This is a genomic window from Thiosulfativibrio zosterae (assembly GCF_011398155.1).
GTDB classification, from domain to species: Bacteria; Pseudomonadota; Gammaproteobacteria; order Thiomicrospirales; family Thiomicrospiraceae; genus Thiosulfativibrio; species Thiosulfativibrio zosterae.
In genome coordinates this window covers 571,925-592,123 of record NZ_AP021888.1, presented here as the reverse complement: position 1 = coordinate 592,123, position 20,199 = coordinate 571,925, and the positions used below count along the sequence as shown (strand labels likewise).

At 39.8% G+C, this 20,199-nt stretch carries 34 protein-coding genes; 1 reads left to right on the top strand and 33 read right to left on the bottom strand.

Features of this window, described 5'->3' with window-relative positions; genetic code table 11:
• Nucleotides 1-17 precede the first annotated feature (17 nt).
• On the top strand, nucleotides 18-827 hold the full coding sequence (locus THMIRH_RS02470; RefSeq protein ID WP_173290432.1) for a DUF2927 domain-containing protein: 810 nt from the start codon (nucleotides 18-20) through the stop codon (nucleotides 825-827).
• On the opposite strand, the gene THMIRH_RS02465 is transcribed toward THMIRH_RS02470, so the two are convergent.
• The 33 genes from THMIRH_RS02465 to rpsL all read right to left on the bottom strand — a co-directional run bounded on the left by THMIRH_RS02465 (nucleotide 824) and on the right by rpsL (nucleotide 20,146).
• Nucleotides 824-1,552, bottom strand: a complete 729-nt coding sequence (locus THMIRH_RS02465; protein ID WP_173290429.1) for a tRNA threonylcarbamoyladenosine dehydratase — start codon at nucleotides 1,550-1,552, stop codon at nucleotides 824-826. The genes THMIRH_RS02470 and THMIRH_RS02465 overlap by 4 nt on opposite strands.
• Complete coding sequence (locus THMIRH_RS02460; RefSeq protein WP_173290427.1) at nucleotides 1,549-2,256, bottom strand: TatD family hydrolase; 708 nt, start codon at nucleotides 2,254-2,256, stop codon at nucleotides 1,549-1,551. Before THMIRH_RS02460 ends, THMIRH_RS02465 begins: the two co-directional genes overlap by 4 nt.
• 51 nt (nucleotides 2,257-2,307) lie before the next feature.
• Nucleotides 2,308-2,685, bottom strand: coding sequence for a 50S ribosomal protein L17 (rplQ, locus tag THMIRH_RS02455; RefSeq protein ID WP_173290425.1), 378 nt, complete (start codon nucleotides 2,683-2,685; stop codon nucleotides 2,308-2,310).
• 16 nt (nucleotides 2,686-2,701) lie between these two features.
• Nucleotides 2,702-3,691 (bottom strand): DNA-directed RNA polymerase subunit alpha, encoded by a 990-nt coding sequence (locus tag THMIRH_RS02450; RefSeq protein ID WP_173290423.1) that lies wholly within the window; start codon nucleotides 3,689-3,691, stop codon nucleotides 2,702-2,704.
• 23 nt (nucleotides 3,692-3,714) lie between these two features.
• The gene (gene rpsD, locus THMIRH_RS02445) at nucleotides 3,715-4,335 is read right to left on the bottom strand and encodes a 30S ribosomal protein S4 (protein WP_173290421.1); all 621 of its coding nucleotides are present in this window, start codon (nucleotides 4,333-4,335) and stop codon (nucleotides 3,715-3,717) included.
• Nucleotides 4,336-4,350: 15 nt separating this feature from the next.
• Nucleotides 4,351-4,746, bottom strand: coding sequence for a 30S ribosomal protein S11 (gene rpsK, locus THMIRH_RS02440; protein WP_173290419.1), 396 nt, complete (start codon nucleotides 4,744-4,746; stop codon nucleotides 4,351-4,353).
• Nucleotides 4,747-4,772: 26 nt separating this feature from the next.
• Nucleotides 4,773-5,129: a 30S ribosomal protein S13 gene (gene rpsM / locus THMIRH_RS02435; protein ID WP_173290417.1), complete on the bottom strand. Its 357-nt coding sequence runs from the start codon at nucleotides 5,127-5,129 to the stop codon at nucleotides 4,773-4,775.
• An 85-nt stretch (nucleotides 5,130-5,214) separates the two neighbouring features.
• Nucleotides 5,215-6,528, bottom strand: coding sequence for a preprotein translocase subunit SecY (gene secY, locus THMIRH_RS02430; protein ID WP_173290414.1), 1,314 nt, complete (start codon nucleotides 6,526-6,528; stop codon nucleotides 5,215-5,217).
• A 3-nt stretch (nucleotides 6,529-6,531) separates the two neighbouring features.
• Nucleotides 6,532-6,963: a 50S ribosomal protein L15 gene (gene rplO, locus THMIRH_RS02425; RefSeq protein ID WP_173290412.1), complete on the bottom strand. Its 432-nt coding sequence runs from the start codon at nucleotides 6,961-6,963 to the stop codon at nucleotides 6,532-6,534.
• A gap of 1 nt (nucleotide 6,964) precedes the next feature.
• Nucleotides 6,965-7,153, bottom strand: a complete 189-nt coding sequence (rpmD, locus tag THMIRH_RS02420; protein WP_173290410.1) for a 50S ribosomal protein L30 — start codon at nucleotides 7,151-7,153, stop codon at nucleotides 6,965-6,967.
• 1 nt (nucleotide 7,154) lies between these two features.
• On the bottom strand, nucleotides 7,155-7,664 hold the full coding sequence (rpsE, locus tag THMIRH_RS02415; RefSeq protein ID WP_173290408.1) for a 30S ribosomal protein S5: 510 nt from the start codon (nucleotides 7,662-7,664) through the stop codon (nucleotides 7,155-7,157).
• A gap of 14 nt (nucleotides 7,665-7,678) precedes the next feature.
• Nucleotides 7,679-8,032 carry a 50S ribosomal protein L18 gene (gene rplR, locus THMIRH_RS02410; protein WP_173290406.1) on the bottom strand — a complete coding sequence of 118 codons (354 nt, stop codon included), beginning with the start codon at nucleotides 8,030-8,032 and terminating at the stop codon, nucleotides 7,679-7,681.
• Between the two features lie 14 nt (nucleotides 8,033-8,046).
• Nucleotides 8,047-8,580, bottom strand: a complete 534-nt coding sequence (gene rplF / locus THMIRH_RS02405) for a 50S ribosomal protein L6 (protein ID WP_173290403.1) — start codon at nucleotides 8,578-8,580, stop codon at nucleotides 8,047-8,049.
• A 10-nt stretch (nucleotides 8,581-8,590) separates the two neighbouring features.
• Nucleotides 8,591-8,986 carry a 30S ribosomal protein S8 gene (gene rpsH / locus THMIRH_RS02400; protein ID WP_173290401.1) on the bottom strand — a complete coding sequence of 132 codons (396 nt, stop codon included), beginning with the start codon at nucleotides 8,984-8,986 and terminating at the stop codon, nucleotides 8,591-8,593.
• Nucleotides 8,987-8,998: 12 nt separating this feature from the next.
• The gene (rpsN, locus tag THMIRH_RS02395) at nucleotides 8,999-9,304 is read right to left on the bottom strand and encodes a 30S ribosomal protein S14 (protein ID WP_173290399.1); all 306 of its coding nucleotides are present in this window, start codon (nucleotides 9,302-9,304) and stop codon (nucleotides 8,999-9,001) included.
• A 10-nt stretch (nucleotides 9,305-9,314) separates the two neighbouring features.
• The gene (rplE, locus tag THMIRH_RS02390) at nucleotides 9,315-9,854 is read right to left on the bottom strand and encodes a 50S ribosomal protein L5 (RefSeq protein WP_173290397.1); all 540 of its coding nucleotides are present in this window, start codon (nucleotides 9,852-9,854) and stop codon (nucleotides 9,315-9,317) included.
• 13 nt (nucleotides 9,855-9,867) lie between these two features.
• Nucleotides 9,868-10,182: a 50S ribosomal protein L24 gene (rplX, locus tag THMIRH_RS02385; protein WP_173290395.1), complete on the bottom strand. Its 315-nt coding sequence runs from the start codon at nucleotides 10,180-10,182 to the stop codon at nucleotides 9,868-9,870.
• Between the two features lie 11 nt (nucleotides 10,183-10,193).
• On the bottom strand, nucleotides 10,194-10,562 hold the full coding sequence (rplN, locus tag THMIRH_RS02380; RefSeq protein WP_173290393.1) for a 50S ribosomal protein L14: 369 nt from the start codon (nucleotides 10,560-10,562) through the stop codon (nucleotides 10,194-10,196).
• Nucleotides 10,563-10,689: 127 nt separating this feature from the next.
• Nucleotides 10,690-10,953 (bottom strand): 30S ribosomal protein S17, encoded by a 264-nt coding sequence (gene rpsQ / locus THMIRH_RS02375; RefSeq protein WP_173290391.1) that lies wholly within the window; start codon nucleotides 10,951-10,953, stop codon nucleotides 10,690-10,692.
• Between the two features lie 2 nt (nucleotides 10,954-10,955).
• The gene (gene rpmC, locus THMIRH_RS02370; RefSeq protein ID WP_173290389.1) at nucleotides 10,956-11,147 is read right to left on the bottom strand and encodes a 50S ribosomal protein L29; all 192 of its coding nucleotides are present in this window, start codon (nucleotides 11,145-11,147) and stop codon (nucleotides 10,956-10,958) included.
• 1 nt (nucleotide 11,148) lies between these two features.
• Entirely contained in the window at nucleotides 11,149-11,562 is a 414-nt protein-coding gene (gene rplP / locus THMIRH_RS02365) for a 50S ribosomal protein L16 (RefSeq protein ID WP_173290387.1), read from the bottom strand.
• A gap of 14 nt (nucleotides 11,563-11,576) precedes the next feature.
• Entirely contained in the window at nucleotides 11,577-12,257 is a 681-nt protein-coding gene (rpsC, locus tag THMIRH_RS02360) for a 30S ribosomal protein S3 (RefSeq protein ID WP_173290385.1), read from the bottom strand.
• 11 nt (nucleotides 12,258-12,268) lie between these two features.
• The gene (gene rplV / locus THMIRH_RS02355) at nucleotides 12,269-12,601 is read right to left on the bottom strand and encodes a 50S ribosomal protein L22 (protein ID WP_198415237.1); all 333 of its coding nucleotides are present in this window, start codon (nucleotides 12,599-12,601) and stop codon (nucleotides 12,269-12,271) included.
• Between the two features lie 10 nt (nucleotides 12,602-12,611).
• Nucleotides 12,612-12,887: a 30S ribosomal protein S19 gene (gene rpsS, locus THMIRH_RS02350; protein ID WP_173290383.1), complete on the bottom strand. Its 276-nt coding sequence runs from the start codon at nucleotides 12,885-12,887 to the stop codon at nucleotides 12,612-12,614.
• A gap of 10 nt (nucleotides 12,888-12,897) precedes the next feature.
• A complete protein-coding gene (gene rplB / locus THMIRH_RS02345) occupies nucleotides 12,898-13,728 on the bottom strand; it encodes a 50S ribosomal protein L2 (protein ID WP_173290381.1) in 831 nt (276 codons plus the stop codon).
• Between the two features lie 11 nt (nucleotides 13,729-13,739).
• Entirely contained in the window at nucleotides 13,740-14,033 is a 294-nt protein-coding gene (gene rplW, locus THMIRH_RS02340; RefSeq protein WP_173290379.1) for a 50S ribosomal protein L23, read from the bottom strand.
• Complete coding sequence (gene rplD / locus THMIRH_RS02335; protein ID WP_173290377.1) at nucleotides 14,030-14,650, bottom strand: 50S ribosomal protein L4; 621 nt, start codon at nucleotides 14,648-14,650, stop codon at nucleotides 14,030-14,032. The genes rplW and rplD overlap by 4 nt, the downstream gene beginning before the upstream one ends.
• A gap of 10 nt (nucleotides 14,651-14,660) precedes the next feature.
• Nucleotides 14,661-15,299, bottom strand: coding sequence for a 50S ribosomal protein L3 (gene rplC / locus THMIRH_RS02330; protein WP_173290375.1), 639 nt, complete (start codon nucleotides 15,297-15,299; stop codon nucleotides 14,661-14,663).
• A 60-nt stretch (nucleotides 15,300-15,359) separates the two neighbouring features.
• Nucleotides 15,360-15,671 carry a 30S ribosomal protein S10 gene (rpsJ, locus tag THMIRH_RS02325; protein ID WP_173290373.1) on the bottom strand — a complete coding sequence of 104 codons (312 nt, stop codon included), beginning with the start codon at nucleotides 15,669-15,671 and terminating at the stop codon, nucleotides 15,360-15,362.
• Nucleotides 15,672-15,840: 169 nt separating this feature from the next.
• A complete protein-coding gene (gene tuf / locus THMIRH_RS02320; RefSeq protein ID WP_173290349.1) occupies nucleotides 15,841-17,031 on the bottom strand; it encodes an elongation factor Tu in 1,191 nt (396 codons plus the stop codon).
• Between the two features lie 46 nt (nucleotides 17,032-17,077).
• Entirely contained in the window at nucleotides 17,078-19,180 is a 2,103-nt protein-coding gene (gene fusA, locus THMIRH_RS02315; protein WP_173290371.1) for an elongation factor G, read from the bottom strand.
• 59 nt (nucleotides 19,181-19,239) lie between these two features.
• Nucleotides 19,240-19,713, bottom strand: a complete 474-nt coding sequence (gene rpsG / locus THMIRH_RS02310; RefSeq protein ID WP_173290369.1) for a 30S ribosomal protein S7 — start codon at nucleotides 19,711-19,713, stop codon at nucleotides 19,240-19,242.
• A 58-nt stretch (nucleotides 19,714-19,771) separates the two neighbouring features.
• Nucleotides 19,772-20,146 (bottom strand): 30S ribosomal protein S12, encoded by a 375-nt coding sequence (gene rpsL / locus THMIRH_RS02305; RefSeq protein WP_173290368.1) that lies wholly within the window; start codon nucleotides 20,144-20,146, stop codon nucleotides 19,772-19,774.
• Nucleotides 20,147-20,199 lie beyond the last annotated feature (53 nt).

Here is a 20,199-nt window from a genome sequence, read left to right as displayed (position 1 = left end):
TCAAATTTGAGGCAAAAATGGCATTATTTAATTCAGTTAGTTTGCGACTGGCCATGCATTTGCCACTTAGCTTGGCTTTGTTCAGTGGGATATGCCAGGCCAACGCTTTGACTGATTGGCAAGACCCTGAGTACATTCAACGCGCCTTTAACGAAGTTGCATTGAAAAACGAATATCAAAAAACAGATCTCAGAATTGTAAAATGGCAAGTGCCGATTATTTATCAATTAAGCTACGAGCATCTTCAAGGACCCATTCCTTTAATCGAAGAAATGGCTCAAGTTCAAATGAATCATCTTGCCAGCATCACGAACCACGCTATAAAACAAAGTCATCTTAAAGATAAACCCAATTTTAGAATCATCTTAACCAAAGACGCTTATTTTAAGACAACCATTGAAAAATGGGCAGGCTCAAAGATGGGTTATTTAGCGAAAGAATCCAATTGTATCGCCAGTTTTAAACGAAACCAGCATCATGAAATTATACAAGCCAGCGTGGTCATACCCGTTGACCATGCGATGAGCCGTGGGCTTTTACCAGCCTGTATTGTGGAAGAAACCACCCAAGCCCTTGGATTACCCAATGATTCTGACTGGGTGAATCCAAGCATTGCCAATGATGCGAGTAAACTCGATTATTTAACGGGATTAGACTATGTGATGTTAAAACTGCTTTATGATCCAGCAATCAAAGCAGGCATGAGCTTTTCACAAAGTCAGCCAATTCTGAAAGCAAGCATTCAAAAAATGTTAAAAGACCAAACCATTCAAAATGCCTACCAGTCGGTCAAGACAGGCGGCCTTTATCAATTTCAAACCCCTTAACCTTTATTATCTTCTTTAACAAGGTAATTAATTACTAATCCACCCAGCATTAAACCAAATATACCCGGCATATAACTGGCTGTACCATTCACAACACGCCCTCTTGCACCTTCGATGTCTTCCATTGGACCTGGCGGCAGTGGTAATTCAGTTGAAAATACCACAGGAATTTTTGAAGCCGTTTTGTGTTTATTTAAACGCTGACGCATATTACGAGCCAAACCACAAGTATGAGTATTGTCTAAACGACTGACCATCACTTTGCTTGGGTCAGTACGCCGACCTGCTCCCATACTCGAAAAAACAGGCACCTGAGCATCACAAGCGGCTTTAACCAGTGCTACCTTACAATTTAAACTATCTATGGCATCCACCACACAACTGAAAGATTGCGTTAATAATTCAGGCATTGCCTCAGGTGTTATAAATGAAGCCAGCGTATTTACCTTACAATCTGGGTTGATCAACAGAATTCTATCTTTCATGACATCAACCTTGTTAAGTCCAACGGTGGACTCCAAAGCAATAATCTGGCGGTTTAAATTTGAGGGAGACACTTGGTCATGATCAATAATTGTTAGCTCACCAATACCCGCGCGCGCCAAAGCTTCAATAACAAAACCACCAACACCTCCGACACCTGCCACCAAAACATGCGCATTTTGTAATCGAGTAATACCTGCTTCATCAAAAATCAGCAAACTTCTTTCAAATAATGGCTTCATTCACACCCCTTAAATATTTTTGTTGCAGTATCATAAGTGGTTTCAACTAATTCATCCAGCGGCATCTTACGAAGCGCAGCAATAGAGAACGCAACACTATCTACCAATAAAGGATTATTCTGACGATCAGTCACATAAGGAAAATCGGATTCTAAAACAATAGAAGAAAGCAAAGATTCCCGAGCTAGTCGATGATATTTATTTGCATTGGATCTACAAACGACCCCATTAATACCAATTTTTAGACCTAATTTTGTAAATTGGGTTGCTTGTTCATAACTACCCATAAAACCATGCAAACAACCTTTCACAGGATACTGAATGAGCAACTTATAAAGCTCTGAAAAAGCAGCACGACAATGTATTGAAACTGGCAAATTCAGTTCTAAAGCAATAGAAAGCTGTTGTTCAAATAACACCAACTGTTTTTGCTTAAACGGAAGGTAATCTGGAAAAAAGTCTAAACCAATTTCACCAATTGCTGAAACATTATGATCAACCAATTCTTCTTTAAATGATTCTAGATTAGTAAAGTCTTTGACAAACCAAGGATGAAGACCCAATGCATATAAAAATGTAGTGTTGGGTAAATTAAGGCTTAAAAGTGATTTTGGTAAACGGGGAAGAGTTTCGACGATTAATTGAGATAAATGGTGACCTGGAAGATCATACCCTTGGTGAGAATGTGTATCAAAATATCTCAAAACAATTAGACTGGATGAAAAAAAAGCCAGTTAAACTGGCTTTTTTTGGTCTTACTCAGCAGCTTGAGCGGCAGGACGATCCACCAACTCAACATATGCCATAGGTGCATTGTCACCATCGCGGAAACCACATTTTAAAATGCGGATATATCCACCTGGACGAGTCTGGTAACGAGGACCAATCTCAGTAAACAATTTGCCAACGGCAGCTTTATCACGTAAACGAGAAAAAGCAAGACGACGGTTATGAACACTGTCTTCTTTAGCCAAAGTAATTAAAGGCTCAGCAACACCACGTAACTCTTTTGCTTTAGCAACAGTCGTTTTAATAACTTCATGAGCAATTAAAGACGAAGTCATGTTGCTAAACATAGCCTTACGATGAGAGCTGTTGCGACCTAATTTACGACCACTTTTGCGATGACGCATAATAGCTTCCTTCTAATTAAATTGACTCTTTGCTAACAAGGCTAGCGGGTGGCCAATTTTCTAATTTAGTACCTAAACTCAAGCCTCTTTGAGCCAAAATATCTTTAATTTCTTGTAAAGACTTTTTACCCAAGTTAGGTGTTTTCAATAAATGTGATTCAGCACGTTGAACAAGATCACCAATATAGTAGATTTGTTCAGCTTTCAAACAATTTGCAGAACGAACAGTTAGCTCCAAGTCATCTACAGGTTGTAAATAAATTGGATCGTATTCTTCTTGGGGCTCTTCAACCGTTTCAATCTCTTGATGCTTCAAATCAACGAATGCGCGTAGTTGATAATGCAGAACTGTAGCTGCTTGCTTAATTGCATCTTCAGGATCTAAAGTACCATCTGTGACGACTTCTAAAATTAGTTTATCAAGGTCAGTTCTTTGTTCAACACGCGCGTTTTGCACTTCATAACTTACGGTATGAACTGGACTAAAGCTAGCATCTAGCTTTAAAACGCCAACGCCTGTTGAACTATCAGAATCAGACTGTACTGCTGCGCGATAACCAATACCTTTTTCAGCCTTTAAAGTCATATTTAATACAGCACCTTCACTCAGGTGGGCTATGACTAGATCAGGGTTCATGATTTCTACATCATGATTTAACTGAATATCAGCAGCAGTTACGATTGCTGGGCCTTTCTTGTTCAAAGTTAATTGAGCTTCAGATTTCTGGTTTAGCTTTATAGAAACTTCTTTAAGATTTAACAAAATCTCAAGAACATCTTCACGAACACCTTCAATAGAAGAATATTCGTGAAGAACACCATCAATTTGAGCTTCAACAAGAGCTGCACCTGGCATAGAAGATAATAAAATTCTTCTGAGAGAATTACCTAATGTATGACCGAAACCACGTTCCATTGGTTCAAGAACAACACGACTATGGAAATCTGAAACTCTTTTAATATCAACCAAACGCGGGGTTAGTAGTTGTTCTAACATTTCTTGCATTAGAAATTTTCTCCGTATCAGTATTACTTAGAGTAAAGCTCAACAATCAAGTTTTCAGCGATATCAGCAGACAAATCAGAACGATCAGGAACTGCTTTATAAGTTCCTTCAAGTTTGTTTGAATCAACTTCTACCCAGCTAACATGACCAGCTTGAACACTCATTCCCATCGCAGCAACAATACGGCTTTGGTTTTTTGATTTTTCACGAACACTGATAACATCACCTGCAGAAACTTCATACGAAGGGATATTTACATTTGAACCGTTTACTTGGATAGCCTTGTGAGATACCAACTGACGAGCTTCAGCACGTGTAGAGGCAAAGCCCATACGATAGACTACGTTGTCTAAACGGCTTTCAAGAATTTGCAACAAGTTAACACCAGTTGAACCCTTACGACGGTCAGCTTCTTTGTAATACAAACGGAATTTCTTTTCTAGTACACCGTAAATACGACGAACTTTTTGTTTTTCACGTAGCTGTAAACCATATTCGGTTACGCGCTTACGACCTGCCCCGTGCTGCCCAGGTAACTGATCAATCTTACACTTAGATTCGATGCTACGAACACCGCTTTTAAGAAATAGATCAGTACCTTCGCGACGAGATAGTTTACACTTTGGACCAATATATCTAGCCATGATTACCTCAGAATTTTATACGCGACGTTTTTTCGGTGGACGACAACCATTGTGTGGAATTGGCGTTACATCAGAAATCGATGTAATTTTAAAACCAACACTGTTAAGTCCTCTCACAGCTGAATCACGCCCTGGACCTGGTCCTTTGACCATGACATCCATATTTTTAACACCATATTCGGTAGCCAATTGACCTGCTTTTTCAGCAGCAACTTGAGCAGCAAATGGTGTACTTTTTCTTGAACCACGGAAACCACTTCCACCGGCAGTTGCCCAGCTTAGTGTGTTTCCAGTGCGATCAGTAATCGTAATAATGGTGTTGTTAAAAGTAGCATGAACATGCGCCACTGCATCAGTGACTACATGTCTATTCTTTTTCTTTACTGCAACACGCGAATTTGATTTTGCCATAACTTAATCTCGCAAATTAATGCTTATTATCTCTTGATTGGTTTTTTAGGACCCTTACGAGTACGAGCATTGGTTTTAGTTTTTTGTCCACGTACAGGAAGACTGCGACGGTGACGAATACCTCTGTAACAACCCATGTCCATCAAACGCTTGATGTTCATAGAAATGTCACGACGTAAATCACCTTCAATTTTATAGTTTGTGACTTCAGTACGAAGTGCTTCTAACTGATCTTCAGTTAGTTCGCGAACCTTAGTTACAGGGTTAATATTTGCAGCTGCACAAATCTTTTGTGCAGAAGTTTGACCAATACCAAAAATTGATCTTAAACCAATAACAATATGCTTGTTCGCTGGAATGTTTACGCCGGCAATACGAGCCATTTTGCGCTCCTTAACTATCCATCTTTCGAAAACGGGCAATTATACCCATAATCACAATAAATTACTAGAGATAATTCAAAAAGAATTATCTACCCTTTAGATTTGCTTTTTTCATCATCTTTTCGTATTGACCTGACTGCATATGCGTTTGAATTTGCGTCATGAAATCCATAACAACAATAACGATAATCAACAAGGAGGTTCCACCAAAATAGAAAGGAACATTCCAATACAAAATTAGAAACTCTGGTAACAAACACACCGCTGTAATATATACCGCACCCGCTAAAGTGAGGCGACCCATAATACTGTCAATCTTACGCGCAGTCTGTGGACCAGGACGCAAACCTTGAATCTGAGCACCAGATTTTTTTAAGTTATCTGCAATTTCATCAGGATTGAAAACAATCGCTGTATAAAAGAAGCAGAAGAATATAATTGCCATTGCATAAAATAATATATACAAAGGCTGACCAGGTGACATAGTTGTTGCTATATCTTTTAACCAACCTAAATTTTCAGCAGATCCAAACCAACCACCCAAAGTCGCAGGAAACAAAATAATACTTGATGCGAAGATAGGAGGAATAACGCCTGCCATATTTAATTTAAGTGGTAGATGACCTTCTTGACCACCATAGAACTTACGACCACGCATTTGCTGTGCGTAATGTATTGGAATTCTACGCTGACCTCTTTCTACAAATACAACAAAGGCGATTACTGCAAAAACCAAAGCTAATAAAATAAAAATGGTAATAGCATGTAAAGCACCTGAATTAACTTGTTCGAAAGTACCACCAAGAGCTGACGGTAATCCAGCAACAATACCAGCAAAAATAATTAAAGAAATACCGTTACCAATACCTCTTTCTGTAATTTGCTCACCTAACCACATTAAAAAGATTGTTCCACTGACCAGTGTTACAACTGCAATTAATTTGAACATAAATCCAGCTTGAACAACGACTGACATGCCATTTATGTTCTGCGATTCAAGCGCAATCGCCACACCTAATGCCTGAAAAGTTGCTAATACAACTGTTCCATAACGAGTATATTGGGTGATTTTACGACGACCTGCTTCACCATCTTTTTTAATCTGCTCTAAGGTTGGGGAAACCACCGTTAAAAGCTGCATAATGATAGATGCTGAAATATAGGGCATAATCCCTAAAGCCAGAATAGATAAACGTTGCAAGGCACCACCCGAAAACATGTTAAACATGTCAAGAATGGTACCTTTTTGTTGTTCAAACATTGCAGCCAGAGCAATTGGATCAATTAAAGGAACAGGAACATGAGTTCCTAATCTATAAATAATGAGAGCAGCAAGTACAAAAAATATTTTATTTTTTAACTCACCAGCTCCACTTGATACGCTTGCTTGACTCTTCATAAATTACTCGACTGAACCACCGGCTGCTAAAACAGCTGATTTAGCCGATTCTGTAATTCTCAAACCTGACAATTTTACTGCTTTTGTTAATTCGCCAGAATTGATTACCTTAACTTCTTTAATTGTGTCAGAAAAAAAATCTGCTGCTTTTAAAACGGCAACATCAATAATTTCAGCATCAATTTTAGACAAGGTATCTAAACGAATCTCTGCAACGCTTGCTGCTTTGCGTGACGTGAAACCAACTTTTGGTAGACGACGTTGTAAAGGCATTTGACCACCTTCAAAACCGATTCTTGGCATACCACCAGAACGAGACTTTTGTCCCTTGTGACCACGGCCACCCATCTTACCTAAGCCAGAACCTTGTCCACGACCTCTACGCTTATAGGCTTTTTTAGCGCCTTCAGCGGGTTGTAAAGTATTTAGTTGCATCTTATGCTTCCTCAACTTTTAACATATATGAAACTTTATTGATCATTCCACGATTTTCAGGAGTATCAATAACCGTTACAGTATGGTGCATTCTTCTAAGACCTAAACCCTTAACGCATGCTACATGCTTAGGAATACGACCAATAGAACTTTTAACCAAAGTAACACTTAATTTTTTTTGATCAGCCATCTTATTCACCTAAAATTTCAGCAACAGTTTTACCACGTTTTGCCGCGATTAGTTCTGGGCTGCTCATTCCAGTTAATGCATTTACGGTTGAACGTACTACGTTTACAGGTCTAGTTGTACCGATACATTTAGCCAATACATCCTTAACACCCGCTGCTTCAAGAACAGCACGCATTGCACCACCAGCAATAACACCAGTACCTTCAGAAGCTGGCATCATAACAATGTTAGCTGCACCTTGCTTGAAGTTAATTGGATACTGTAAAGTGCTGCCATCTAAGCTAACAGACTTCATGTTACGACGAGCTTGCTCCATTGCCTTTTTAATTGCAACAGGAACTTCACTTGCCTTACCACTTCCATAACCAACTCGACCTTCTCCATCACCAACAACAGTTAGTGCTGAGAACGCAAATACACGACCACCCTTTACTACTTTAGCAACACGGCGAACAGAAACGAGCTTTTCAACTAGGCCATCTTGACCTTCTTGTAATTCCTTTGAAGACATTTTGAACCCTTTTATTAAAACTCTAGTCCGTTTTCACGCGCAGAATCAGCTAAATCTTTTACACGGCCATGGTATTTAAAACCAGAACGATCAAAGGCAACTGCAGTAATACCTGCAGCTTTTGCTTTTTCAGCGATGAATTTACCAACAACTTTTGCAGCATCCTTGTTACCAGAATAGCTGATTTCTTTTTTGACTTCTGCTTGTAAAGTAGAACTTGAAGCAACAACAGTCACACCATCAGCTGAAATCAACTGCGCATAAATATGTCTTGGTGTTCTGTGGATACTTAAGCGTGCAACTTTTTGAGTAGCAATTTTAGCTCTTACTTTTTTAGCTCTACGAAGTCTGGTAGTTTTTTTATCCATTTTCAATTCCCTACCTATTTCTTCTTAGCTTCTTTGCGAAGAATAAACTCATCAGAATACTTAACACCCTTACCTTTATAAGGCTCAGGAGGACGGTATCCACGAATTTCTGAAGCAATTTGACCAACAACCTGTTTATCAGCACCTTTAATTAAGATTTCTGTCTGTGTTGGGGTTTCAACTGTAATTCCAGCTGGGATTGCATGATTTACTGGGTGAGAAAAACCTAATGTCAAATTAAGATTTTGACCTTCAGCTTTCGCACGATAACCAACACCAACCAAAATAAGTTTCTTTTCGAAACCAACTGTTACACCTTTAACCATATTATTGATTAAAGCTCTTGCAGTTCCGGCTTGTGCCCAGTTTTCAATACTTTCAGAGACTGGACTAACATTGATTACATTATCAGCAATGTTAATAACGACTTTATTGTTTAACTGTTTTTCCAAAGTTGCCTTAGCGCCTTTAACAGTTACCATTGTTCCATTTACTTTTACATCAACACCAGAGGGTAATGTAATTGGAGACTTTGCAATTCTTGACATCTAAATCTCCTTAAGCAACGTAACAAATAATCTCACCACCAACACCCGCAGTACGAGCTTGACGATCAGACATGATTCCTTGAGATGTAGAAATAATAGCTACACCCATACCAGCAATTACTTGTGGTAATTCATTTTTATTTTTATAAACACGTAAACCTGGTCTACTAACACGCTTGATCATTTCTATGACAGGCTTACCTTCATAGTACTTAAGATCAACAGACAACTCAGACTTACCGTTTACTTCTTTAATGCTATATGTATTTACATAACCTTCATCTTTAAGAACTTTAGCTAAGGCAACCTTAACTTTTGAAGAAGGAATGACAACATTTGAATGACCAGCCATCTGGCCATTTCTGATGCGAGTTAACATATCCGCAATTGGATCAGACATACTCATATTACTTAATCCTTACCAACTAGCTTTTCTTAAACCTGGAACATCACCTTGCATTGCTAAAATTCTTAGCATGTTACGTGATAAACCAAACTTTCTATAAACACCATGAGGGCGCCCAGTCAAACGACAGCGGTTACGCTGACGAACTGAAGAAGAATTGCGAGGTAGTTTACTTAACTTCTCAATTGCATCTAAACGCTCTTCATAACTTAAATTGATATTAACTGTTGCAGCCTTTAATTCAGCACGCTTATCAGCATACTTAGCAACAGTCTCAGCTCTTTTGTTCTCTCTAGCAATCATTGATTTCTTAGCCACGAGATACTCCTTACTTCTTAAACGGGAAGTTAAATGCTTCTAATAAAGCTTTAGCTTCTTCATTTGTTGCTGCAGTTGTAGCGAAGTTAATATCCATACCACGAATCTTATCGACTTTTTCAAATTCAATTTCAGGGAAAATGATTTGCTCTTTAAGACCTAGGTTATAGTTACCACGGCCATCAAATGCTTTTGCATTGACGCCTTGGAAGTCTCTAACGCGTGGTAAAGCAATATTCACTAAACGGTCTAAAAATTCATACATTTTTTCGCCACGTAAAGTTACTTTACAACCCAAAGGATATCCATCACGGACCTTAAAGCTAGCAACTGATTTACGAGCCAAGGTGCGAACAACTTTTTGACCTGTAATTGCTTCCATATCAGCAACTGCATTATCAAGAACTTTCTTGTCTGCAATTGCATCGCCGACACCCATGTTAACTGTAATCTTTAACAGTTTAGGTGCTTGCATAGGAGAAGAATAACCAAACTTTTCCATAAGCTTTGGTAATACTTCTTCTTTATAAATTTTTTTTAATCTTGCCATATTCCTAACCTAATTAAGCGTCAACCGCTTTTCCTGTAGATTTAAAGAAACGCACTTTAACACCATCTTCTACACGTACACCGACCTTGTCAGCTTTTTGTGTTTCAGGGTTATATAAAGCAACATTTGATGCAGCAATAGGCATTTCTTTCGAAACGATACCACCTTGCTCACCAGTCATTGGATTTGCTTTGACATGCTTTTTGACTAAGTTAATACCATCAACGATTACTTTGTCACCTGATAGAACAGCAGAAATTGAACCTTTCTTAGCTTTATCTCTACCAGTAATGATGATTACTTCATCACCTTTTTTCAAACGATTCATTATCTAAATCCTTATAACACTTCAGGAGCTAATGAAACAATTTTCATAAATTTTTCATTTCTTAGCTCACGAGTTACTGGTCCAAAGATACGGGTTCCAATTGGCTCTTTTTTGTTATTAAGAATAACAGCAGCATTGCCATCAAATTTAATTAACGAACCATCTGGACGACGTACACCCTTAGCTGTTCTGACAACAACCGCATTGTATACATCACCTTTCTTGACCTTTCCACGAGGGGCTGCTTCTTTAATTGCAACCTTAATAACATCACCAATACCAGCATAACGACGCTTTGAACCGCCCAATACTTTTATACATTGAACGCGTTTAGCGCCACTGTTATCAGCAACATCAAGTACTGTTTGCATCTGAATCATGGTGATACTCCATACTTAAATTGTGAAAAAAAACGATTATAGCACAAAAACCACCAGAATAACTAGTCCCATTTTCATGGCTTGGTTATTTTGGCGGTTATTTGCTAAAAATTTAAATTGTTAAATATTAAAGTTTAGCTTTTGCGTCAATACTGACTAAAGTCCAAGTTTTGTTCTTTGATAATGGTCTGCATTCTTTAATAGAAACAGTATCACCAACTTCACATGCATTTTCAGCATCGTGAGCCATAACTTTTGTAGACTTTCTAATAAACTTCTTATACTTTGGATGCTTAACGAAACGATCAATTTTTACAACAATAGATGATTGCATGCTATTGCTAACAACTGTTCCTTGCATCATACGTGCTTTTGTTTCTGTACCAGACATTCTTATTTACTCACTTTTTGACGAATGATGGTTTTAACTCTTGCAACAGAACGACGGACGGCCTTCAATTGAGCAGTATTTTTCAACTGACCAGTTGCATGTTGCATTCTTAAGTTAAATTGCTCTTGCAACAAAGCGATTAACTCTGCGCGTAACTCATCAACCGATTTTTCTTGTAATGATTTTACTGACATCTTACATCACCGTTCTTGTTACAAACTGGGTCTTAAATGGTAACTTAGCAGCTGCAAGCTCAAAAGCTTCACGAGCAACTGTTTCCTCAACACCCTGCATTTCATAAATCATACGACCTGGTTGAATTTGAGCAACCCAATATTCAACACTCCCTTTACCTTTACCCATACGAACCTCAAGAGGCTTACTGGTAATTGGCTTATCAGGGAATACACGAATCCAAATCTTAGCACCACGTTTTACTTTACGAGTCATAACACGACGACCGGCTTCAATTTGTCTTGATGTCATACGGCCACGCTCAACAGCTTTTAAGCCGAACTCACCGAAGCTTACTTTATTACCAACTAAAGCCAAACCACGGTTACGCCCTTTATGAACTTTTCTAAACTTTGTACGTTTAGGTAATAACATAATTTAGTATCCTTTTAGTTGCGGCCTTTTTTGGCAGTAGCTTGCTTTTCGTTATCTAGAGAAAATTTACCAAGCTTTTCACCTTTAAAGATCCAAACTTTAACACCAATTTTCCCGTAGGTTGTATCTGCTTCAAAAGTCGCATAATCAATATCAGCACGGAAAGTATGTAGAGGCACACGACCTTCACGATACCATTCAGCACGAGCAATTTCAGCACCGTTTAAACGGCCAGAAATGTTCACTTTGATTCCACCAGCACCAATACGCATAGCATTGCCAACAGCACGCTTCATTGCACGTCTAAACTGGATACGTTTTTCTAGTTGCTGAGCAATACTCTCAGCAACCAATTTAGCATCCAACTCAGGCTTTTTAATTTCTTCGATATTGATATTGACAGGTAGGCCAGTCTTAGCCATTAACAACTGTTTGATTTTCTCAATATCTTCACCTTTTTTACCAATAACAACACCTGGACGCGCAGTATGAAGTGTTACACGCACTCCATTAGCAACACGCTCAATGTGAATCTTACTGATTGAAGCATGTGATAATTTTTCATTTAAAATCTTTCTGATTTCGACATCGCTTACAAGGAAATCCGAATAGTGCTTACTATCCGCATACCAGCGAGCGTTCCAATCCTTGGTAATTCCTAAACGAATACCTACTGGATGTACTTTTTGACCCATTCTGGTTCTCCTTACTTATCGCCAACAGTAACTGTAATATGACTAATACGCTTTTGGATACGGTTTCCACGACCCTTTGCTCTCGCACGCATACGCTTCATAATTGGACCTTCATTGATAAAGGTTGCAGTTACTTTTAGTTCATCGATATCTGCACCTTCATTATTCTCAGCATTTGCAATGGCTGAATTAAGTACTTTCTTAATTAACTCAGCTGCTTTTTTATTGCTAAAAGTTAGAATATTGACGGCTGACTCGACATCTTTCCCTCTAATCATATCTGCTACTAAACGAGCTTTTTGAGGAGAGATACGAGCAAATTTATGTGTTGCACTGACTTGCATGATTATTCTCCTATCGCTTAGCTTTTTTATCAGCAGCATGACCACGGAAAGTTCTAGTCATAGAGAACTCACCTAATTTATGGCCAACCATATTTTCTGATACAAATACTGGGATATGTTCTTTACCGTTATGAACGGCAAGAGTTAAACCAATCATATCGGGTAAAATCACCGATCTTCTTGACCAAGTTTTAATTGGACGCTTATTACCAGATTCTTGTGCCTCCATCACCTTTTTATAAAGGTGATGATCTACAAAAGGACCTTTTTTAACTGAACGTGGCATGAATCCTTCCTTACTTACTGTTTCTACGACGTACGATCATTTTATCAGTACGCTTATTACTACGAGTCTTCTTACCTTTAGTTGGAACACCCCATGGACTGACAGGGTGACGACCACCGGAAGAACGACCTTCACCACCACCGTGCGGATGGTCAACAGGGTTCATCGCAACACCACGAACAGTAGGTCTAACACCTCTCCAACGAGAAGCACCGGCCTTACCTAGCTTACGAAGACTGTGTTCTGAATTACCCACTTCACCGATAGTTGCGCGACATTCAGAAAGAATCTTACGCATTTCACCAGAACGAAGTTTTACTAAAACATAAGCACCATCACGACCTGCAATTTGAACTGCCGCACCAGCACTACGTGCAATCTGTGCACCCTTTCCTGGACGCATTTCCAATGCATGCACAACTGTACCAACCGGGATGTTTCTTAAAGGTAAACAATTTCCTGGCTTAATAGACACATGCGCACCAGACTCAATAACATCGCCTGCTGTAACATTTTTAGGTGCTAGGATATAGGCACGGTGTCCATCTGCATACTTAATTAAAGCAATATGAGCTGTACGGTTTGGATCGTACTCTAAACGCTCAACAGTTGCTGGAATACCATCTTTATCACGTTTAAAATCTACTAAACGGTAATGTTGCTTATGACCACCACCTTGGTGACGAACAGTAATACGACCATTTGAATTACGACCACCTTTCTTAGATTTTTTTTCTAATAAAGCTGCATGTGGTTTGCCTTTGTGCAATGTTGGTTCAACAATCTGAACAACAAAGCGACGACCTGGAGAGGTTGGCTTTGATTTTTTAATAATTGCCATCAGAAGACTCCTTATTCCGCGCCAGAAAAGTCAATTTCTTGACCTTCTACCAAACGAACGATTGCCTTACGCACACCATTGCGTTTACCAACACGACCCTTAAAGACTTTTGTTTTGCCCTTTAAGTTAATCATGTTTACTGACTGTACTTTTACATTAAAAAGTGACTCTACCGCTGCCTTTACTTCTGGCTTAGTTGCAGTAGGCTCGACTTTAAATACGTACTGATTAGCTTCAGCTGCATAAGCTGACTTCTCAGAAATATGTGGAGCCAACAATACTTTTAATAAACGTTCTTGCTTCATGCTAAGCTCTCCTCAAGCTGTCTAACAGCACCTTGAGTCATAATGACATTCTTAAAGCCAATCAAACTTACTGGATCTAAAGACGCAACATCACACACATCTGCATGATATAAATTACGAGCTGACAAGTATAAATACTCATCAAAACCTTCAGTAACAACTAAAACATCTTCAATGCTAAGGTTTGCTAATTTTGCTTTAAATTCTTTAGTCTTAGGCGCATCAATCTTAAACTCATCAACAATCACCAAACGACCAGTACGACCAAGCTCAGAAATAATTGAACGCATTGCACCACGGTACATTTTACGATTTACTTTTTGAGAAAAATCTCTATTGTGACCAGCAAATGCACGACCACCACCAACCCAAATTGGACTACGAGAAGTACCGGCACGAGCGCGTCCAGAACCTTTTTGATTCCAAGGCTTTGCACCACCACCGCTGACTGCTGCTCTATTTTTTTGGCCTTTAGTTCCAGAACGAGCACCATTCATGTAAGCAGTAACTACTTGATGAACCAATGACTCGTTAAACTCAACGCCAAATACATTTTCTGCAACTGATACAGAACCTGATTCTTTACCAGTTGTTAATTCAATTAATTTAAATTCCATGACACCCGCCTTACTTGACTGTCTTACGTACAATAACAGTGCTACCTTTAGCACCAGGAACTGCACCTTTAATCAATAAAAGATTGTTTTCAACATCTACTTTGACTAAGCCAAGGTTTTGAGTAGTCTGACGAACTGCACCCATGTGCCCCGCCATTTTCTTACCCTTAAATACACGACCAGGGGTTTGGTTTTGACCGATAGAACCAGGTGCTCTGTGAGAAACAGAGTTACCGTGAGTCATGTCTTGCGTTCTGAAATTATGACGCTTAACTCCACCCTGGAAACCCTTACCTTTCGTAACACCAGTCACATCAACTACATTCAAATCTGAAAGTTGTGCAACAGTAATCTCTCCACCCAATTCTAAACCAGCTAGATCTGTGTCAGAATCTACACGAAATTCCCACAAACCAACGCCTGCTTCAACACCAGCTTTTGCAAAGTGACCGGCTTCAGGCTTAGAAACACGACCAGCGTGCTTTTTACCTAAAGTAACCTGGACTGCAGAATAGCCATCAATTGAAGCAGTTTTTAATTGAGTAATTCTATTTGGCTGAACTTCGATGACTGTAACAGGCGTAGAAACACCTGATTCATCAAAAATACGAGTCATACCAATCTTATGCCCAATGACACCAATACTCATAATACACCTCATTATTATTAAACCTAGCTATTACGATTGATAGCTAGCACTTGTTACGAATTAACGTAACTCTAGTTGAACATCCACACCCGCAGCAAGATCTAATTTCATCAATGCATCTACAGTTTTATCTGTAGGATCAACGATATCTAGCATTCTTTTGTGAGTACGAAGCTCATATTGGTCACGCGCATCTTTGTTAACATGCGGTGAAACCAAAATTGTAAAACGCTCTTTACGAGTAGGCATAGGAATTGGACCACGGACTTGTGCACCAGTTCTTTTTGCTGTCTCAGTAATTTCTTTAGCAGATTGATCAATCAATCTATGATCAAACGCTTTCAAGCGAATACGAATATTCTGAGTCGCCATAATTTCATTCTCGTTATTTTAAGATATAGAAAAGCAGATGCACTGAAAGCACCCACAAACTAAAGAAGCGGATTATACTGACTTCTTTTTTAAACTGCAACTTATTAATTTAAAATAAAAAAAGAGAGCCGAAGCTCTCTTTTTACAAAACGCTGTACTTAACTAAATATTAAGCAAGAATTTTAGCAACAACACCCGCACCTACAGTACGACCACCTTCGCGGATTGCGAAACGTAGACCTTCTGACATGGCGATTGGGTTGATCAACTCTACAGTCATCTGTACGTTATCACCTGGCATTACCATTTCAACACCCGCTGGTAATTGACATGCGCCAGTTACGTCAGTGGTACGGAAATAGAACTGTGGACGATAGCCGTTGAAGAATGGTGTATGACGACCACCTTCATCTTTACCTAGTACGTAAACTTCTGCTTCGAACTTGGTGTGTGGAGTTACTGTGCCTTTGTGTGCCAATACTTGACCACGTTCGATGTCTTCACGCTTGGTTCCACGTAATAGGATACCTACGTTGTCACCCGCTTCACCTTGGTCTAGTAGTTTACGGAACATTTCTACACCAGTTACTGTTGTTTCAGTGGTTGGGCGAATACCGATAATTTGTACTGTTTCACCTACTTTGATCACACCAGTTTCGATACGTCCAGTTGCTACTGTTCCACGGCCTTGGATTGAGAAGATGTCTTCTACTGGCATTAAGAATGGCTTGTCTGTTTCACGAGTTGGTGTTGGGATGTAGGTATCTAGTGCTTCTACTAAACGCGCAATTGCTGGTTCACCGATTTCTGATTGGTCACCTTCGATTGCTTTTAGTGCAGAACCCATGATTACTGGTGTGTCATCACCTGGGAAGTCGTACATGTCTAGTAGTTCGCGGATTTCCATTTCTACTAGTTCCATTAACTCTTCGTCGTCTACCATGTCTGCTTTGTTTAGGAATACTACAATGTATGGTACACCTACTTGACGTGATAATAGGATGTGTTCACGAGTCTGTGGCATTGGGCCGTCAGCTGCTGAACATACTAGGATTGCGCCGTCCATCTGTGCAGCACCAGTGATCATGTTTTTAACATAGTCAGCGTGGCCTGGGCAGTCTACGTGTGCGTAGTGACGGGCTTCTGATTCGTATTCTACGTGTGATGTAGAGATGGTGATTCCACGCTCTCTTTCTTCTGGTGCGTTGTCAATTTGACCGTAGTCTTTAACTTCTCCACCAAATTTACGTGCTTGTACAATTGTTAATGCCGCTGTTAATGTGGTCTTACCATGGTCTACGTGACCGATAGTTCCAACGTTTACGTGCGGTTTTGAGCGTTCAAACTTTGCTTTTGCCATTTTTATCTACCTTATTAGAAGCCCCGCCAACGGGGCTAAAGTTTAATTAAGAACCTTTTTTCGACTTTGCGATAATTTCTTCTTGAATGTTACGAGGAGCGTCATTGTATTTCTTGAACTCCATGCTGTAGTTAGCGCGACCCTGAGTCAAAGAACGCATTTGGTTAGAATAACCAAACATCTCTGAAAGTGGTACCTCAGCTTTTACTGACTTTCCAGTCGGAATGTCATCCATAGCCAATACTAAGCCGCGACGACGGTTAAGGTCACCAATGATGTCACCCATATACTCTTCAGGCGTTGTTACTTCTACAGCCATGATTGGCTCAAGAATTACAGGATTTGCTTTTGCAGCACCGGCTTTAACACCCATACCAGCAGCAACACTGAACGCCATTTCGTTTGAGTCAACATCATGGTATGAACCATCAATCAATTCAACTTTAACATCAACCATTGGGAAGCCAGCAATTACACCGTTTTCCAATTGAGCTTTTGCACCTTTCTCAACCGCACTGATGTATTCACGCGGAACAGAACCACCTACTGTGCTATTGACGAATTCAAAGCCAGTACCAGGTTCTTGTGGGAACATTTTGAATACAACATGCCCATACTGACCACGACCACCAGACTGACGAACAAATTTACCTTCAGCTTCAACAGCAGTGCGAATAGTTTCACGGTAAGAAACTTGAGGCGCACCAATATTTGCCTCAACACTAAATTCGCGCTTCATACGATCAACGATGATGTCTAAATGCAATTCACCCATACCAGAAATAATCGTTTCGCCTGTTTCTTCATCCGTATGTACACGGAAAGAAGGATCCTCAGCTGCCAATTTACCTAAAGCAATACCCATTTTTTCTTGGTCAGCTTTGGTTTTAGGCTCAATTGCAATCGAAATTACTGGCTCTGGGAAATCCATACGCTCAAGAATAATTCTATTGTCTGGATCACACAAAGTATCACCAGTCGTTGTATCTTTAAGACCAACGGCACAAGCAATCTCACCTGCACGCACTTCTTTAATCTCTTCACGAGAGTTTGCATGCATTTGCAACATACGACCTACGCGTTCACGCTTCTGCTTAACCGAGTTATACACTGGACTTCCTGCTGCCAAGAAACCAGAGTAAACACGCATAAATGTAAGCGTCCCAACATAAGGATCTGTCATGATTTTGAATGCAAGTGCTGCAAAAGGCTCGTCATCAGTCGAATGACGCTCTGCTGGTGTACCATCTTCAAGCTCACCTTTAATCGCAGGAACATCAATTGGCGCAGGCAAGTAATCAATAACACCATCAAGTAAAGTTTGAACACCTTTATTTTTAAAGGCAGAACCACAGAACATAGGTACGATTTCAACTGCGATACAACGCTTACGAATACCTTCTTTAATTTCAGCTTCTGACAAATCACCTTCTTCAAGATATTTATCCATTAATTCTTCAGATGCTTCGGCGGCAGACTCCACCATTTTTTCGCGCCATTCTTGACACAATTTAATCATGTCTGCAGGAATGTCTTCATATCGGTACTGCATACCCATATTCTCTTCTTCCCAGTAGATTGCTTGCATCTTAACCAAGTCAACTACACCACGGAAAGTTTCTTCTGCACCAATTGGTAACTGCATAGGCACAGGTTTTGCACCTAGACGATCGATAACCATCTGGTTAACATTCAAGAAATTAGCTCCAGCTCTGTCCATTTTATTAACAAAGCCCATACGAGGAACGCCATACTTATCCGCTTGGCGCCACACTGTTTCAGACTGAGGCTCTACACCAGAAACTGAACAGAAACAAGTAACCGCACCATCTAAAACACGCAATGAACGCTCTACTTCGATTGTAAAGTCAACGTGACCTGGCGTATCGATAATGTTAATACGGTGCTGTGCATATTGCTTAGCCATCCCGCTCCAATGCGCTGTTGTCGCTGCAGAAGTAATGGTAATACCACGTTCTTGCTCTTGCTCCATCCAGTCCATGGTTGCGCCACCGTCATGAACCTCACCAATTTTATGAGAAACACCGGTGTAATACAAAATACGCTCAGTTGTTGTTGTTTTACCCGCATCAATGTGGGCCATGATACCGATATTACGATATCTTTCTAAAGGAGTTGTACGTGCCACTTTAATAACCTTTTATTAAAACACAAATAATAAAGGCCCTTTCCAGGGCCTCAATTAGATTACCAACGGAAATGTGAGAAGGCTTTGTTAGCCTCTGCCATTCGATGGGTATCTTCTTTCTTCTTGATCGCAGAACCACGATTTTCAAGCGCGTCAGACAACTCACCTGCTAATCTAAGCATCATGCCCTTTTCACTTCTCTTACGAGAAGCGTCAACTAACCAACGCATAGCTAAAGCAACTTTACGCTCAGGACGGACTTCTACTGGTACTTGATAAGTTGCTCCACCTACACGGCGAGATTTAACCTCAACCATTGGACCAACATTATCTAATGCTTCTCTTAATAATAAAGCGTGGTCTCCACCTTTTTTTCTCTCAACAACAACATCTAATGCGTCATATACGATTTTTTCAGCTACAGCCTTTTTCCCGCTTACCATAATCATGTTAACAAATTTTGTTAACGTAGTATCACCAAACTTAGGATCGGGTAAAACCAATCTTTTTGGTATTTCTCTTCTTCTTGCCATTCTTAACTCTTCCGGTATAAATGTATTTCTAATATTGCAAAGGGTATGTTAAAAGCAATTAAGCTTTTGGACGCTTCGCACCGTACTTTGAACGACCTTGTTTACGCTTAGTCACACCTGCGCAGTCTAATGCACCACGCACTGTGTGATAACGCACACCAGGCAAATCTTTTACACGACCACCGCGAATAAGGATCACGGAGTGTTCTTGTAGGTTATGACCTTCACCACCAATGTAGGTAGAAACTTCAAAACCATTCGTTAAACGTACACGAGCAACTTTACGCAGGGCAGAGTTAGGCTTTTTAGGGGTTGTTGTATAAACACGCGTACAAACACCGCGACGCTGAGGACAAGCTTCTAACGCACGAACGTTTGATACTTTTACTTTATCTTTACGCGGCTTACGCACCAACTGGTTAATAGTAGCCATTAATTCTTACTCCATTTAAGATTTGACTCTTAATTTACACGAAATGCCCACGA